Origin of the sequence: Arthrobacter sp. KBS0702, from assembly GCF_005937985.2 — a bacterium.
Lineage (GTDB): Bacteria > Actinomycetota > Actinomycetes > Actinomycetales > Micrococcaceae > Arthrobacter.
Map to the genome: position 1 here is coordinate 1418836 of NZ_CP042172.1, position 15672 is coordinate 1434507.

At 67.2% G+C, this 15672-nt stretch carries 13 protein-coding genes; 11 read left to right on the top strand and 2 right to left on the bottom strand.

Annotated features, from left to right (window positions below):
- Nucleotides 1–109: 109 nt before the first annotated feature.
- Nucleotides 110–1204: a polyprenyl synthetase family protein gene (locus FFF93_RS06475; RefSeq protein ID WP_138769648.1), complete on the bottom strand. Its 1095-nt coding sequence runs from the start codon at nt 1202–1204 to the stop codon at nt 110–112.
- Nucleotides 1201–1728 (bottom strand): hypothetical protein, encoded by a 528-nt coding sequence (locus FFF93_RS06480; protein ID WP_138769647.1) that lies wholly within the window; start codon nt 1726–1728, stop codon nt 1201–1203. The genes FFF93_RS06475 and FFF93_RS06480 overlap by 4 nt, the downstream gene beginning before the upstream one ends.
- A 73-nt stretch (nt 1729–1801) precedes the next feature.
- Here FFF93_RS06480 and dinB point away from each other — a divergent pair, with 73 nt between their 5' ends.
- The 11 genes from dinB (at nt 1802) to ftsW (ending at nt 15672) form a co-directional block, all read left to right on the top strand.
- Nucleotides 1802–3040 carry a DNA polymerase IV gene (gene dinB, locus FFF93_RS06485; RefSeq protein ID WP_261375334.1) on the top strand — a complete coding sequence of 413 codons (1239 nt, stop codon included), beginning with the start codon at nt 1802–1804 and terminating at the stop codon, nt 3038–3040.
- Nucleotides 3041–3289: 249 nt separating this feature from the next.
- Nucleotides 3290–3655, top strand: a complete 366-nt coding sequence (locus FFF93_RS06490; RefSeq protein ID WP_138769646.1) for a DUF3040 domain-containing protein — start codon at nt 3290–3292, stop codon at nt 3653–3655.
- A 443-nt stretch (nt 3656–4098) separates the two neighbouring features.
- Entirely contained in the window at nt 4099–4527 is a 429-nt protein-coding gene (gene mraZ, locus FFF93_RS06495; protein WP_138769645.1) for a division/cell wall cluster transcriptional repressor MraZ, read from the top strand.
- A gap of 180 nt (nt 4528–4707) precedes the next feature.
- Entirely contained in the window at nt 4708–5709 is a 1002-nt protein-coding gene (gene rsmH, locus FFF93_RS06500) for a 16S rRNA (cytosine(1402)-N(4))-methyltransferase RsmH (RefSeq protein ID WP_138769644.1), read from the top strand.
- Complete coding sequence (locus FFF93_RS06505; protein WP_138769643.1) at nt 5706–6377, top strand: hypothetical protein; 672 nt, start codon at nt 5706–5708, stop codon at nt 6375–6377. Before rsmH ends, FFF93_RS06505 begins: the two co-directional genes overlap by 4 nt.
- Nucleotides 6378–6421: 44 nt before the next feature.
- Nucleotides 6422–8224 (top strand): penicillin-binding protein 2, encoded by a 1803-nt coding sequence (locus FFF93_RS06510; RefSeq protein ID WP_138769642.1) that lies wholly within the window; start codon nt 6422–6424, stop codon nt 8222–8224.
- 113 nt (nt 8225–8337) lie between these two features.
- Complete coding sequence (locus FFF93_RS06515; RefSeq protein ID WP_261375338.1) at nt 8338–10002, top strand: UDP-N-acetylmuramoyl-L-alanyl-D-glutamate--2,6-diaminopimelate ligase; 1665 nt, start codon at nt 8338–8340, stop codon at nt 10000–10002.
- Nucleotides 10003–10008: 6 nt separating this feature from the next.
- Complete coding sequence (gene murF, locus FFF93_RS06520) at nt 10009–11469, top strand: UDP-N-acetylmuramoyl-tripeptide--D-alanyl-D-alanine ligase (protein ID WP_138769640.1); 1461 nt, start codon at nt 10009–10011, stop codon at nt 11467–11469.
- A complete protein-coding gene (gene mraY / locus FFF93_RS06525; RefSeq protein ID WP_138769639.1) occupies nt 11466–12575 on the top strand; it encodes a phospho-N-acetylmuramoyl-pentapeptide-transferase in 1110 nt (369 codons plus the stop codon). The genes murF and mraY overlap by 4 nt, the downstream gene beginning before the upstream one ends.
- Nucleotides 12557–14158, top strand: coding sequence for a UDP-N-acetylmuramoyl-L-alanine--D-glutamate ligase (gene murD, locus FFF93_RS06530; protein WP_138769638.1), 1602 nt, complete (start codon nt 12557–12559; stop codon nt 14156–14158). Before mraY ends, murD begins: the two co-directional genes overlap by 19 nt.
- A gap of 2 nt (nt 14159–14160) precedes the next feature.
- Entirely contained in the window at nt 14161–15672 is a 1512-nt protein-coding gene (gene ftsW / locus FFF93_RS06535; RefSeq protein ID WP_138769637.1) for a putative lipid II flippase FtsW, read from the top strand.

The window sequence follows — 15672 nt, forward strand, 5'->3', positions numbered from 1 at the left end:
ACCACGGCCCAGGCCGTGCATGGCGCGTAGGCGTTGTGCACGGCCTTTTGTGTGCGCGGGCTCCTGTGGAACCGGCCGCTTGTGGAGTGGGCGGCGGTGGGCCGCGGAGCTAGGCTGTGCGGCTGACTGCGGCCTCGGCGAGCTTGCGTAGCGCAGTCTTGGGCAGTTCCTCCAGGGGCAGCAGCTCCAGGGCCTCGAACGCTGCCCGGCCGAATTCCTCGATCAAGACCTCGGTGGCCTGAAGCGCCCCGCAGTCGACGATGATGCGGCGGATTTCCTCGACGTCGTCGGTGGTCAGGTCCGGGCTGCCCAGCTTGGCGTCGATGAAGGCCGATTCGGCCGGCGCGGCCTGGTCGAGGGCGAAGGCCACGAGCACCGTACGTTTGCCCTCACGGAGGTCATCGCCTGCCGGTTTCCCAGTGGTGACGGGATCGCCGAAGACGCCCAGCACGTCGTCGCGGAGTTGGAAGGCCTCGCCCAGCGGGAGGGCAAATGCCGAGTAGCCGCGGAGCAGCTCGTCCGGCGCCCCGGCCAGGGCGCCACCGAGGGCCAGCGGGTGCTCAGTAGAGTATTTGGCGGATTTGAAGCGGATGATGGACTGGGCGCGGCTGACGGCGCCGGCGCGGTCCCGGTGCGGACCTGCCACCTCTTCCAGGATGTCGAGGTACTGCCCGGCCATAACCTCGGCCCGCATCAGGTTGAAGATGAGTCGTGCCCGGCTTCCGGAAGCTGCGCGGTCGCCGATCTCGGTGAACGATTCCTCACTGAAGGACAGGCACAGATCGCCGGTCAGGATCGCGGCGGCGTGGCCGAAGCGCTCCGGATCAAGGGCCCAGCCCTGGCTCGCGTGGAGTTCGCTGAAGCGGCGGTGCACGCTCGGGCCACCGCGGCGGGTGTCGGACCGGTCAATGATGTCGTCGTGGATGAGCGCCGCGGCCTGGAACAGCTCGAGCGCCGAGCCTGCGGTGACCACCTCGGCGGCGCCGGCGTCGCCGCCCGCACCTCGCCAACCCCAGTAGCACATCAGGGCTCGGAGGCGCTTGCCGCCCGTGACGAGGTTGGAGATCGATCCCATCAGCGGGTCGATATCCGGGGAGATGGTGGACATCACCGTGGTGCGGTCGACCAGGAAGTCTGTCAGCTTGCCGGCCACGGCTGCCACGAACTCCGTCTGCTCAACCCGGAGTTGCTCGGCCAGGCTCACTTGACGGACTCTGCGGCTACGTTGGCGCCGATCGTGAAGGTTGAGACCCCGGCGGCCTCCACCACGGCGAGGTTCACGGTTTCATTGTCGCCGCGAAGGAAGTCCTTGGAAGCCACCGCCCCGACGCTCTCGCCGGGCACTGCCTTGAAGCCCTGGTTTTCCAGTTCCTTGGTATAGAACGCCACAACTCCGGCCGACGGTGAGGTGATCTTCCCCACCAGGGCCACGGTTGCCGGGGCCCCGGACTTGTCGAAACTGCTTGACTCCACCTTGGCGCCGGGCATTACCGGCAGCAGCTTCTGCGGGAAGCCCGCCACGAGGGCGCCCACGGTCGCGGAGGTGCCGGGTTCGGCGGACGGGCTCGGAGGGGCCGTCGTGGAGGCTTGTGTGGTGGATACTGCCGACGCCGCGGGAGACGATGCGGCCGGCGCCCCCTGGCCGGGGCTGCAGGCGGCCAGGGCCAGCAAGGCGCCTGCGGCGGCCACAGCCGCCACGGCGCGATTGTGCGCTCCAAAAACCTTCACGCGGACATTCCTCCTGGTGTTGATGCCGGATTCAGCCTCCAGTTTAGTCAGTCCCTGCGCATAGGATTGATGTGTGGGGCCGGAGAGCGAGAACCAAAGCGGAAAACAGTACAGCGAAGCGGGCCTTCGCGAGCTCCGGCGCAGCAGCATCCTGCACGTGGACATGGATGCCTTCTTTGTCTCCGTGGAACTGCGCAGCCGGCCAGAACTCAAAGGCCGGCCGGTGATCGTGGGCTATCCCGCGGACCGCTCAGTGGTGCTGTCGGCCTCCTACGAGACCCGCAAGTTTGGCGTCAAGTCGGCGATGCCGATGGCGGTCGCGGCCCGGATGTGCCCCTCGGCCGTCATCATTGAACCGCGCCACAAGCTCTACTACGAGGTGTCCGGCCAGATCATGGCAATCTTCGGCTCGGTCACAGACCTGGTGGAGCCGCTGAGCGTTGATGAGGCCTTCCTCGACGTCGGTGGCGCCATCCGGCGGCTCGGGGCGCCCCGGGACATCGGCGAACTGATCCGCCGCCGGGTGGCCGGCGAGCTGGGCATCACGGCGTCGGTAGGCATTGCCGCCAGCAAGTTTGTCGCCAAGATCGCATCGACGCGGTGCAAGCCGGACGGCCTGTTGCTGATCGGCCCCGAGGAGACCGTGCCCTACCTTCATACCCTGCCGGTCGGGGCGCTGTGGGGGGTCGGCGCCAAGACGGTCGAGGTACTCGCCCGGATGGGGATCCGGACCGTCGCGGATGTCGCAGCGACGCCGCTGCCGTCGCTGCGGAAGATCCTGGGCGCCACGGGGGAGCACGTCTACCGGCTGTCGTGGGGGATCGACCCGCGGCCGGTGACACCGGTCCGGCTGGAAAAGAGCATCGGCGCGGAAGAGACCTTTGCGGTGGACACGGCCGACGACGCCCTGCTGCACCGGGAGCTGTTGCGGCTCTCACACCGGACGGCGGAACGGCTTCGGAGCGCCGGCATGCATGCCAGGACTGTTGCACTGAAGCTGCGCTACGCGGACTTCTCCACGATTACCCGCAGCCGGACGGTCAGCACCCCGATTGACAGCGCGCAGTTGCTCTACGGCGTCGCCCTCCAACTGCTGGAGTCGGTTGGTGACCGGCCGATGACGGTCAGGCTCGTCGGGATCCGGGCGGAACAGCTCGAGGAGGCCGCCCAGGCGCCCCTGCAGCTCAGTCTGGACCGGCGGGATGACAACTGGCGCGCCGCCGAGCAGGCCCTGGACCGGGTCACCCGCAAGTTCGGCAACAAATCCGTGCTCCCGGCCCGCTTGCTGGACCCCGGGCGCGGCTCCGGCTGAGCCGCGAAGCCGACGGGAGCGTCTTTCAGAACAGGGCGCAACAAACTATCCTAGATATACGTAGATTTCGAACGACCGGATCAAACGTTCGGGCTGCCGGCCATGCCAACTAAACACCTTTCAGGGAACCCGGAATCCACATTTCGTCCAATGGCGGGGAATGGGAACCAGGCGGGAATCCCGAACGTTAGGGATTTAGGGACAAGGGTCGCGTCAAGTCTGGACGTTGGCCGACTTAAGGAGGTCGTGATGCCGCTCTCGGAGCACGAACAGAAGTTGCTGGAGCAACTTGAGAAGCAGCTGCACGAGGACGATCCCAAGTTTGCCAGTTCCATGGGCTCGGATCCGGGTCGCTCCTGGTCTACCCGGCATCTGGTCATTGGGGTCCTTGGCGCCTTGGCAGGGATCCTGTTGCTGTTGCTGGGGGTTTCGTTGCAAAGCATCATCGTCGGGGTGCTGGGCTTCATTGTGATGGGTGCCGGCGTCTATTTCGCGACGATGCGCAACTCCGGCGGCAGGGCCGCCGGCACCCGCGGAAAACCGGGCAAGCCGCGCAGTTCCTTTATGAGCAACCTTGAGGAGCGCTGGGAGGAACGGCACCGCGGGGATTCCTGACCGGGCGTTTCCGTTCGGCCGGCAGGGCCGCTCCTCCATTCCGCACCACCCAGGCCTCCGTCAGGCAAACTCAAGACCCGCTTCGGCGGGTCTTTTGCCGTTTAACCCGCATCTAACCGGCATCCGCTGCTCCGTTGGTGCCGTTGTGGGGCGCCAAAAGGGCACTTACGGAGCACCCGCTGCCGAGCCGGACCGACGCGAGCGGTGGGGCAGCTTGGGGGCTGCCCGGCAGCCGGCCGGAGGTGAAATTCCCTCCACTGCGCACCACTTTTCTCGCTTTCCTTTATTCGCAAGGAACTTTTGAGTCAAAGATGCACCAAATTTGCCCAAAAACACGCCGAATGTCGTTGACGGGGGAGTGAAGTGGAGTAATGTGGAGGACGTAAGAGGGTAGTGGCAGCACAGGGGACGTTGGACTTCCTACAACAGACAGGTGGTGGGCCGTGTTTCTCGGCACTCATTCGCCGCGTCTGGACGAAAAGGGTCGAATCATCCTCCCAGCGAAGTTCCGCGAGGAACTTGCCAGCGGACTGGTTCTCACAAGGGGCCAGGAACGTTGCATCTACGTCTTCAGTGAGGCGGAATTCGGCCGGGTTCACGAACAGATGCGGGAGGCTCCAATCTCCTCCAAGCAGGCTCGTGACTACATCCGCGTTTTCCTCTCTGGAGCCTCCGACGAGGTACCTGACAAGCAGGGGCGCGTGACGATTCCGCCGGCGCTCCGGGAATACGCAGGTCTCGGCAGGGAGCTGGCCGTCATCGGCGCAGGCACCCGGGCGGAGATCTGGGACGCCCAAGCCTGGAACGAGTACCTGGCCGAAAAGGAAACCGCCTTCTCGGAAACCGACGACGCCATTCCGGGAATTCTCTGAAGCCCGCCGGCACCGTCAGCACCACCGCTTCTTGATCGAGATCTCCAGCCGCCCATCCGGCAGTTCACCTGGCTCACTTCCCCGGAGCCAGGCGGGCCGCAGGGTAGGCGCGGATGGGGATCTGGACCAAGAAGCACAGCACCACCCGACAGGCACTCCCTCCAACGAAAGGACGCAGGCATGAGCGACGACTCCAACCAGGCGAAGCCTACGTCCGAACGCCATGTACCGGTCCTCAAGGACCGGTGCATCAATTTGTTGGCACCGGGTTTCGAAGCGGCCCGACGCCGGGGCGAGACGCCCGTCGTCGTCGACGCGACGCTCGGCATGGGGGGACACTCCGAAGCCATGCTGCAGCGGTTCCCCGACCTGCACCTGATCGGCATCGACCGCGACGAGGAAGCCCTCGCCCTGGCGGGGGAGCGCCTGAAGCCCTTCGCCTCCCGGATCGACCTGGTCCACGCGGTGTACGACGAAATCCCCGAGGTCCTCGAGGACCTCGGCTTCACCGAGGTCCACGGCATCCTGATGGACCTCGGCGTCTCCTCACTGCAGCTGGACGAGCGCGAACGCGGCTTCGCCTACTCCTTCGACGCGCCGCTGGACATGCGCATGGACACCAGCCGCGGCCAGACCGCCGCCGACGTCGTGAACAACTACAGCGAAGAAGACCTCGTCCGGATCATCCGCAAGTGGGGCGAGGAAAAATTCGCCGGCCGGATCGCCAACCGGATCGTGGCGGCCCGCGCCGAAAAGCCGTTCACCACCACCGGGGAACTTGTCGAGACTATCCGCGCCGTGGTTCCCGCCGGCGCGGCCAAGACCGGCGGCCACCCGGCCAAGCGCACCTTCCAGGCACTCCGGATCGAGGTCAATGAGGAGCTCGACGTCCTGGAGCGCGCGATTCCGGCAGCCGTGGCCTCGATCGCCGTCGGCGGCCGGGTTGTCGTGATGTCCTATCACTCGCTGGAGGACAAGATCGTCAAGGCCGTCTTCCAGGCCGGTTCCAAGTCCTCGGCCCCGCTGGGCTTCCCGGTGGAACTCGAGGAACACAAGGCCGAACTCAAGACGCTGACCAAGGGCACCGAGGTGCCCACCGCAGCAGAAATCGCAGAAAACCCACGGGCCGCCTCCGCCAGGCTCCGCGCCGTGGAACGCATCAAAGCCAGGAGAGTCGCATGAGCACCGCCGCCGTCAACAGGTTCCCCGTTGCCACCGCAGCCACAGCCCGTGCGTTGCCGGAGCTGCGGCCGGGTGCGCCGGCCCGCAAGACCCGCACCCCGCTCTCCGTCGTGCGCACCGCTCCGCGCAAGCGCCGGGCGCCCTTCGTCGTGATGTGCTTCGGGATCCTGGCAGTGGCGCTGATGGCGGTGCTGGTCCTGAACATCTCCGTTTCCTCGGCGCAGTACCAGCTGGTGGAGCTGCGGGCCAAGCAGTCCACCCTGACCAAGCAGAACCAGGACCTGACGCAGCAGGTGCAAAACTTCGACGCCCCGCAGAACCTGGCCGCCAAGGCCACGGAGCTGGGTATGGTGGCCTCCACGAGCAAGGGCCAGATCGACCTTTCCACCCTGGCAGTGACCGGAAAGGCGAAGCCGGCCGTCAAGGGCGATACCCCCGGTGCCGTGATTGCCGCGCCGGCCGTGGCCGGCCAGGTCAACGTGGTTCCGGCAGCTTCTGCGAAGGACCCGCTCGCCAACCGCAAGCCGGCCGAGAGTATCCCGGCCGCCGCGGTGCCGGCTGTCCCCGCGGTACCTGCGGTCCCCGTCCCGGCGCCGGCGCCCGTGCCGGCCGTCAACCTGCACGGCGGTTCCATCCCGGCCCCCGCGCAGAAGATCCCCGGAAAATAGCCGACGGGACCAACGACCAGCCAGGCAAGCAGCAAGGAAACATCGTGGCGCAGAACACCGGCAAGGCACGCGCGGGCAAGACGCCCAGCGCCACGCGGCGGCTGCGGCTCGGGCTGGGCATCATGCTCTCGCTCCTGCTCGTCGTCGGCGGAAAGCTTTTCCTGGTCCAGGGCCTCGACGCCGGCGGCATGGCCGAGGCGGCCCTCAAGAACAGGCTCAAGCCCATTGAGCTGCCCGCGGAGCGTGGCAGCATCCTCGACGCCCACGGCACGGTCCTGGCCAGCAGCGTGATCCGCTACAACGTCGTAGTGGACCAGACCGTCAACACCAAGACCGAATCCTTCCCGCGGCTCGAACAGGTCGACGGCAAGGACACGATCGTCAAAATCCCGCGCGACCAGGGCATCGAAGAGCTCGCGAACGTCCTCGGGATGAAAAAGGACGACCTCAAGGAGGCGTTGACCGGCAAGCAGCGCTACTACATCGTGGCGAAAGACATCCGGCCCGACGTCGAAGACCGAATTTCGAAGCTTCAGATCCCCGGCATCGTCACGGAGGGCACCAGCAAGCGGGTCTACCCCAATGGTTCCGTGGCCGGCGGAATCGTCGGTTTCCTCAAGGACGGCACCACGGGCCAGGCCGGGCTCGAACAGACCCAGGACGATGTGCTCAACGGCACGGCCGGGAAGCGGCTTTTCGAAATCGGTGCCGACGGGCTGCGGATCCCGGTGGGCGTGGACCAGTTCACCCCGGCCGTGAACGGCAAGGACATCAAGCTCACGCTCAATTCCGACCTGCAGTACTTCGCCCAGCAGGCCATCCAGAGCCAGAAGGACAAGCTCAGCGCCGAATGGGGTGTCATTGTCGTATCGGACGTCAAGACCGGCAACATCGTGGCAATGGCGGACACCAATGCTCCGGACCCCAACGCCCCCGGCAAGGTGGACGCCAAGGACCGGGGCGTCCGTGCCGTGACCGCCGCCTATGAGCCGGGTTCGGTGGAGAAGATGATCACGGCTGCGGCACTCATCGAAGAGGGCAAGTCCAGCCCGCTGGACAGGTTCACGATCCCGCCGTCCTACACCGTGGACGGCCAGAATTTCACCGACGCTTTTGAGCATGGCACCGAGGAACGCACCCTGGCCGGCATCCTGGGGTACTCGATGAACACCGGCACCGTCATGGCGGGCCAGCGGTTGAGCAAGGACCAGCGGCATGACTGGCTGCAGAAGTTCGGCATCGGCGAAACCCCGGACATCGGCCTGCCCGCCGAGGCCAAGGGCATCCTGACGCCGGCCGACCAGTGGGACGGCCGGCAGGAGTACACGGTGCTCTTCGGCCAGGGTGTTGCCCAGTCGACGTTGCAGACAGTCCGCGCCTACCAGAGCATCGCCAACGACGGCGTCATGCTCCAGCCGCGCCTGATCGACAGCTACATCAACCCCGACGGCACCGAGGAAAAGGTGCCCGCCAAGGAGAGCCGGCAGGTCGTCTCCAAGGACACCGCCAAGCAGGTGCGCGACATCCTCGAAAGTGCAGTGACTGAGGGCGAGATCAAGGAAGCGGCTATCGACGGCTACCGGGTTGGGGCCAAAACCGGAACGTCCCAGTCGCCGTGCGATGACGGAAAGTCCGGGTACTGCGGCTTCACCGCCTCGATGGTGGGAATGGCGCCGATGGACGATCCGCGGTTTATTGTTGAAGTGGTCCTGCAACGGCCCAAGGGCAATATTTACGGCATCACCAACGGACCGGTGTTCCGCTCGGTGATGAGCCAGACGCTTCGCACCTACAACGTCCAGCCGTCCACGGGGGAGCCGGCCAGGCTGCCGCAGTACGCCAAGTAGCACCCAACACCACGAGTCAGCAGCAACAACCAGTTTCACGCAGCCGGGCCTGCGTGCGGGCAATGCTCCGCGCACGGCGCCAGCTGCCTAAGCACCACACGACGGAGACCCCCTTGTCAGAGCTCAATGCCCAGGATGCGGCTACCGCGCCGACCGGCCAGGACTCCAGCGCGGCGTTCCGGCCCGCGACGGTTGCCGCTGTGCCGCTGGAAACCATCGGCGAGTGGATCGGCGTCATGGTTCCCGGCGCCTCCGCTGCCGTCCCGGTCACCGGGATCTCGCTGAACTCCCGGGCCGTCCAGCCCGGGGACCTGTACGTTGCCCTGCCGGGCGCTACCCGGCACGGCGCGGACTTCGTCTCCCAGGCGGTCGACGCCGGCGCCGTCGCGGTGCTGACGGACGACGCCGGCGCGCGCCTGCTGGCCCTCTCCAACGACATCTCGGTACCCGTGCTGCTGGCCGAGGAGCCGCGCAGCCTGGTGGGCCGCCTCTCCGCCCAGATCTACCGGAGCCGGCCGGACAACGCGGCAGCCCCGGCCCTGTTCGGCGTCACCGGGACCAACGGCAAGACCACCACCACGTACTTCATCAACTCCCTGCTGCAGGGACTCGGGCGAAAGACCGGGCTGATCGGCACCATCGAGATCCTGGCCGGTGGCGAAGCGATCCCGAGCCTGCTCACGACCCCCGAGTCAACGGACGTGCACGCCCTGCTGGCGCTGATGCGCGAACGCGGCCTCGACGCGGCCTCGATGGAGGTCTCCTCGCACGCCATCTCGTTCCACCGGGTTGACGGCGTGGTGTTCGACGTCGCCGGCTTCACCAACCTGACCCAGGACCACCTGGACCTGCACGGAACCATGACGGAGTACTTCGAGACCAAGGCCCGGCTCTTCACGTCTGGGCGCGCCCGGGCGGCCGTTGTGACCGTGGACGATGAGTGGGGCCAGAAGCTGGCCGCCGCCGCCGACATCCCGGTCACCACCCTCGCCACGGCCGGCACCGCTCCGGCCGGCAGCATCACGGGCGCTCCCGCCGCGGACTGGACCGTCGTCCATCCGCGGCCGCGCGGCCTCGGCACCGAATTCGGCCTCCGGCACCGGGACGGCACCGAACTGCGGGTGCACACCGGGTTGCCCGGCAGCTTCAACGTCGCCAACGCCGCACTGGCCACCGTCATGGTCCTCGCCGGCGGCACCGGCGCGGCCGAGGTACAGGCCGCGCTGGACAGTGCGGATCCGTTCATGGTGGCGGTTCCGGGGCGCATGCAGCTGGTCGCGACGGCCCCCGCCGCCGTCGTCGACTTCGCGCACAACCCGGACGCCCTCGAACGCGCGCTCGAAGCCGTGCGCTCCCCGGAGCCGGGCTCCAAGGTGATCATCGTCTTCGGCGCCACCGGCCAGCGCGACCACAGCAAACGGCCCGCGATGGGGGCCATTGCCGCCCGGCTCGCCGACGTCGTGATCGTCAGCGACGACGACCCGCACGATGAGGACGCCGCAGCCATCCGCGCCGACGTGATGGCGGGCGCCCTCGAGGCCAAAGCCGGCGGGGGCCTCGGCTGCACCGTCCTTGAGGTCTTTCCCCGCGACGCCGCCATCCGCAAAGCCGTGGAATTCGCGGGCCCGCAGGACACCATTTTGGTGGCCGGCCGCGGCCACGAGGTCTGGCAGGAGGTCAAGGGCGTCAACCTTGCCCTCGACGACCGGGTGGAGCTGCGGTCAGCCTTGACAGCTCGAGGATTCACCATTCTCGATGACCAGCGGATAGAGTCCTAAACCGAGATGATTGCATTTACCGCGGCGGAAATCGCCGAAATTACCCACGGCCGGCTGGCCGCAGATCCGGGCCTCACGCCCGGCTCTGTGGTGACCGACTCCCGCGAAGCCACGGCGGGTTCCCTTTACGTGGCCAAACCGGGGGAAGCCGCCGACGGGCACGATTTCGTGGCCGCCGCCTTCGACCGAGGAGCCGTGCTGGCCCTCGTGCAGCACGACGTTGCTGACGGCGCCGGACAACTCTACCCGGCTGTCGTTGTCGAGGACTCCGTGCTGGCCATGGGCGCGCTGGCTGCCGAAGCGGTCCGCCGGATCCGTGCCCGCCGGGCCGACGCCGGCCAGTCGTTCACCGTCATCGGCATCACCGGATCCGCGGGGAAGACCACCACGAAGGATTTGCTGGCCGGGATCCTGGCCGGACACGGCGAAACGGTGTCGCCGCAGGGTTCCTACAACGGCGAGGTCGGCGTGCCGCTGACCGTCTTCAAAGCCGGCTTCGACACCCGCTACCTGGTGATCGAGATGGGCGCCACCGGCATCGGCCACATCCGCTACCTCGCGGAACTGGTCCGCCCCGACATCGGCGTGGTGCTTGGCGTCGGCACGGCCCACGCCGGCGAATTCGGCGGCGTCGAGAACATCGCCGTGGCCAAGGGCGAACTGGTCGAAGCACTTCCCGCCGAGGGCACGGCAGTGCTGAACCTGGATGACGCCCGCGTGTCGGCCATGGCGAGCCGCACCAGGGCAACGGTCCTGGGGTTCTCCGCCCAGCCGGACAAGGCCGGCGAATCGGCCCCGGTCCTGGCCGAAGACGTTGAACTGAGCGCCGGGGGCAACCCCGAATTCGAGCTCCGCCTTCCCGGCGGCGACCGCCACCACGTGGCATCCCAGCTGATCGGCGCCCACCACGTGGCCAACCTGCTTGCTGCTGCCGGGGCCGCCCACGCCGCCGGAATCCCCGGCGAGCAGATCGCAGCCTCCCTCAGCGCCCAGTCGGCTGCCAGCCGCTGGCGGATGGAACGCACCGAGCGGCCCGACGGCGTGACCATCATCAACGACGCTTACAACGCCAACCCGGAGTCCATGCGGGCCGCTCTGCGGACCCTCGCTGACCTGGGCCGAGGCCGCCGGACCTGGGCAGTGCTCGGGGCCATGCTGGAGCTCGGCGAGGATTCCATCCGCGAGCACACCGCCGTCGGCACCCAGGTGGTCCGGCTCAACATCTCCCGACTGCTGGTGATCGGACGCGAGGCCCGCGCCCTGTACGTCTCTGCGGTCAACGAGGGGTCCTGGGGCGACGAATGCCTCTTCGCCGAAACCGTTGACGAGGCGTATGAGATCCTGCGCTCCGCCCTGGAGCCCGGCGACCTGGTCCTCTTCAAGTCATCCAACAGCATCGGCCTGCGCCATCTGGGGGATCGGATAGCATTACCCGCAACCGCCACTGAAGGGAGCCCGCTGCCGTGATCGCACTGCTGATGGGCTCCGGGCTGGCCCTGCTGCTCTCCTTCCTGGGCACACCACTCTTCATCCGGTTCCTGGTCCACAAGAGCTACGGGCAATTCATCCGGGACGACGGACCCACCTCGCACCACACCAAACGCGGGACGCCCACCATGGGCGGCACCGTCGTGGTCGTTGCGGTGCTGGCCAGTTATGGCATCACCCACCTCATCATGTGGATGATGAACCCGCTCTCGCCGGGGCCGTCCGCCTCGGCCCTGCTGCTGCTCTTCCTGATGGTCGGCATGGGGCTCGTGGGCTTCCTGGACGACTTCATCAAGATCTCCGCGCAGCGCAGCCTGGGCCTCAACGCCAAAGCCAAACTCATCCTGCAGGCCGCGGTCGGCATCATCTTCGCGGTCCTCGCGCTCCAGTTCCCGGACGAGAACTTCGTCACCCCGGCCTCGTACCAGATCTCCCTGGTCCGGGACATTCCGTGGCTGAACCTCGCGTTCGGCGGCACCGTGGTCGGTGCGATCCTGTTCGTGCTCTGGTCCAACCTCATCGTCACCGCCGCCACCAATGGGGTGAACCTCACCGACGGGCTGGACGGCCTGGCCGCCGGCGCCTCCGTCATGGTGTTCGGCGCGTACACCCTGATCGGCATCTGGCAGAGCAACCAGTCCTGCGGCTCGCCCCGGCAGGCCGGCAGCGGCTGCTACACCGTCCGCGATCCGCTGGATCTTGCGCTCCTCGCCGCCATCCTCAGCGCAGCGCTGGTCGGCTTCCTCTGGTGGAACACCTCGCCGGCGAAGATCTTTATGGGCGACACCGGCTCGCTGGCCATCGGCGGAGCCGTCGCAGGCTTCGCGATCCTCTCCCGGACCGAACTGCTGCTCGCCTTCATCGGCGGCCTCTTCGTCCTGATCACCCTCTCGGTCATCATCCAGGTGGGCTACTTCAAGATCACCAAGGGCAAACGGTTCTTCAAGATGGCCCCGCTGCAGCACCACTTCGAACTGAAGGGCTGGGCCGAAGTGACCGTCGTGGTCCGGTTCTGGATCCTGTGCGGACTCTTCGTGGCCGCCGGCCTGGGCATCTTCTACGCCGAATGGGTGGTGCTGCTGTGAGCGGAACGATTCCCGAGCCGCTGGCCACCTCGCCCAGGCTCGACACCCTCACCAGCTGGGATTCGGACTGGTCCGGGCTCCGCGTCGTCGTGACCGGCATCGGGATCTCCGGTTTCGCAGCTGCCGACACCCTGATTGAACTCGGCGCCCGGGTGGTCGTGGTGGACGCCGCGGACAGCGCCAAGGCGCGGGCCCAGGCGGACACGCTCCGGATTGTCGGGGCCGCCGAGGTGTTGCTGGGCGACGACGCGGTCACCGCAGTGCCGAAGGTCGACGGCGAAAAGCCCGAACTCATTGTCACCTCGCCAGGCTGGCGCCCGGACCAGGCGCTGCTCGCCGCGGCCGCCCGGGCCCACATCCCCATCTGGGGCGACGTCGAACTCGCCTGGCGCGTGCGCGAACGCCAGGGCCGCAAAACCGCGGACTGGCTCACCATAACCGGCACCAACGGCAAGACCACAACGGTCGGCCTGACCGAATCCATGCTGCAGGCCGCCGGGCTCAAGGCGATCGCCGTTGGCAACGTCGGCACCCCCATCCTGGACGCCCTCCGCGACCCGGTGGACTACGACGTCTTCGCCGTCGAACTCTCCAGCTTCCAGCTGCACTGGAGCCATTCGGTGTCCCCGGTGGCCAGTGTGTGCCTCAACGTCGCCGAAGACCACGTCGACTGGCACGGCTCCTATGACTCGTACCTTGCGGACAAAGCCAAGGTGTACGAACGGACCCAGAAGGCGTGCATCTACAACGCCGAACAGATCGAGACCGAGCGCATGGTGGAGGACGCCGACGTCGTGGAGGGCTGCCGCGCGGTGGGCTTCACCACGCTCACCCCGGCCATCAGCATGCTGGGCGTCGTCGAGGGCTTGCTCGTGGACCGGGCTTTCATCCCCGAGCGGAAGGACAGCGCCGCCGAGCTGGCCGCGATGACCGACCTCGGGCCGGTGGCGCCACGGCACATGGTGGCTAACGCCCTCGCCGCTGCCGCCCTGGTGCGCGCCTACGGCGTGGAGCCGTCCGCCGTCCGCCAGGGCCTGCAGAACTACCTGCCCGGGGACCACCGTATCCAGCCGGTGGCCCGCCATGAGGGCGTGCTCTGGATCAACGATTCGAAGGCCACCAACCCGCACGCCGCGTCGGCCTCGCTCTCGGCTTTCGAGAACGTGGTGTGGATCGCCGGGGGCCTGTCCAAGGGTGTGAATTACGACGCATTGATCCGGGACAACGCCCGGCGTCTCAAGGCCGTCGTGCTGATCGGGGCGGACTCGTCGGACCTGCGGGCCTCGCTCCAGCGACACGCGCCGGATGTCCCCGTAATCGGCCACGCGAAGGGCGACACTGAAGAGGTGCAGACTGCCGGAACTGCCCACGCCGACGCAGGCCCCTCGCCGATTTTCGGAGAGACTGTGATGGCGCGGGCCGTGGCGTCAGCGGCACAGCTGGCCACCTCCGGGGACACTGTGCTCCTGGCCCCGGCAGCTGCGTCCATGGATCAGTTCTCTTCCTATGCTCACCGTGGCGACGCCTTTATCGAAGCTGTCCGCGAGCTCGTGGAAGGGCAGGCTCAGACCACCGAGGAGTAGTAATGGTCAGCACGCCCACCCGTCCCACGGCGGCACGGACCCCTGCCGCAGGCAGCAAACCAGGCAGTAAACCAGGCAGCAAACCCGCCGGCGCGGCATCGCCTCCCGCCGGACCACGGCCCGCGGACCGCGTCCGCGGCTGGTACCGCGGCTTCTGGTCCGCCCTGGAGGGCACCGGGAAGTCCCGGAACGGCTCCACCTATTACCTGATCCTCGGATCCACCCTCGCACTGACCGCGATCGGCATCATGATGGTGCTGTCCGCCTCCAGCGTGGAGGCGATCGCCGCGGGGGAGTCACCCTATTCCGCTGCCCTCAAGCAGGGGCTCTTTGCCGCCATCGGTGTGTTTGTGATGTTCGTGCTGTCGCGCGTCAACGTGGTGTGGCTGAAACGCCTCGCCTGGCCGGCCATTGTCCTGGCGGTCATTCTCTTGGGGCTGGTGCTCCTGATCGGACGCAGCACACTAGGCAACCAGAACTGGATCGACGTCGGGCCGTTCACCTTCCAGCCCTCGGAAGCGGCAAAGCTCGCGCTGGCACTCTGGATGGCGACGGTGCTCAACCGAAAGGCCAAGCTCCTCGACAATTGGCGGCATGTCCTGGTCCCGGTGGTCATCCCCGGAGCCGCTGCGATCCTGGTGCTGATCCTCGCTGGAAACGATCTTGGCACGGCCATGATCGTCATGATGATCCTGGCTGCCGGATTATTCTTTGCCGGTGTGCAGCTTTACCTGTTCGGCATCGCCGGCGCGGTGCTGGCGGCCGGCACGGCTTTCCTGGCGATCACGAGCCCCAACCGGATGTGCCGCATCCTGTCCTGGACCGGGCAGACTTGCGCCGACGGATCCGACCTGAACTACCAGTCCACCAACGGTCTGTACGGGCTGGCGTCCGGAGGCTGGTTCGGCGTCGGTCTGGGCCAGAGCCGGCAGAAGTACAGCTGGATTCCGGAAGCCCACAACGACTTCATTTTCGCCATCATCGGCGAAGAGCTCGGCTTGATCGGCACCATCGTTGTCCTGGTCCTGTTCGCCATCCTGGGCACGGCCATGTACCGCGTGGTGGTGGCTCAGCAGGATCTGTTCCACCGCGTCCTTGCGGGTGCGATCATGGTGTGGCTGCTCGGCCAGGCCACCGTCAACATGGCCGTGGTCACCGGGCTGCTCCCCGTGGTGGGTGTTCCGTTGCCCTTCATTTCCTATGGCGGCTCGGCCCTGCTGATGTCGCTCTGTGCCGTCGGCGTAGTGTTGTCCTTGGCCCGGGCACAGATGGAACCGAACATGCAGCCGAAGGGGCTGTTCAAGTTCGGGCCCGCCGGGTTCACTAAAGTCCTCCGCAAGCAGGCAGCTGCCCGGAGCGGAACCCAGCGTCCGGCCGCTGCACCCCCGGCGCCGGCGGCCAAGTCCCGTGCCGCCCGTACCGCGGCCGGAAGCTCCCCTGCCGGAAGCACCGCGGGCCGGAAGCCCGGTGCCAGGACCCCCGCCCCCAAGAACCCCGCACGAAAGCGCAGCTAG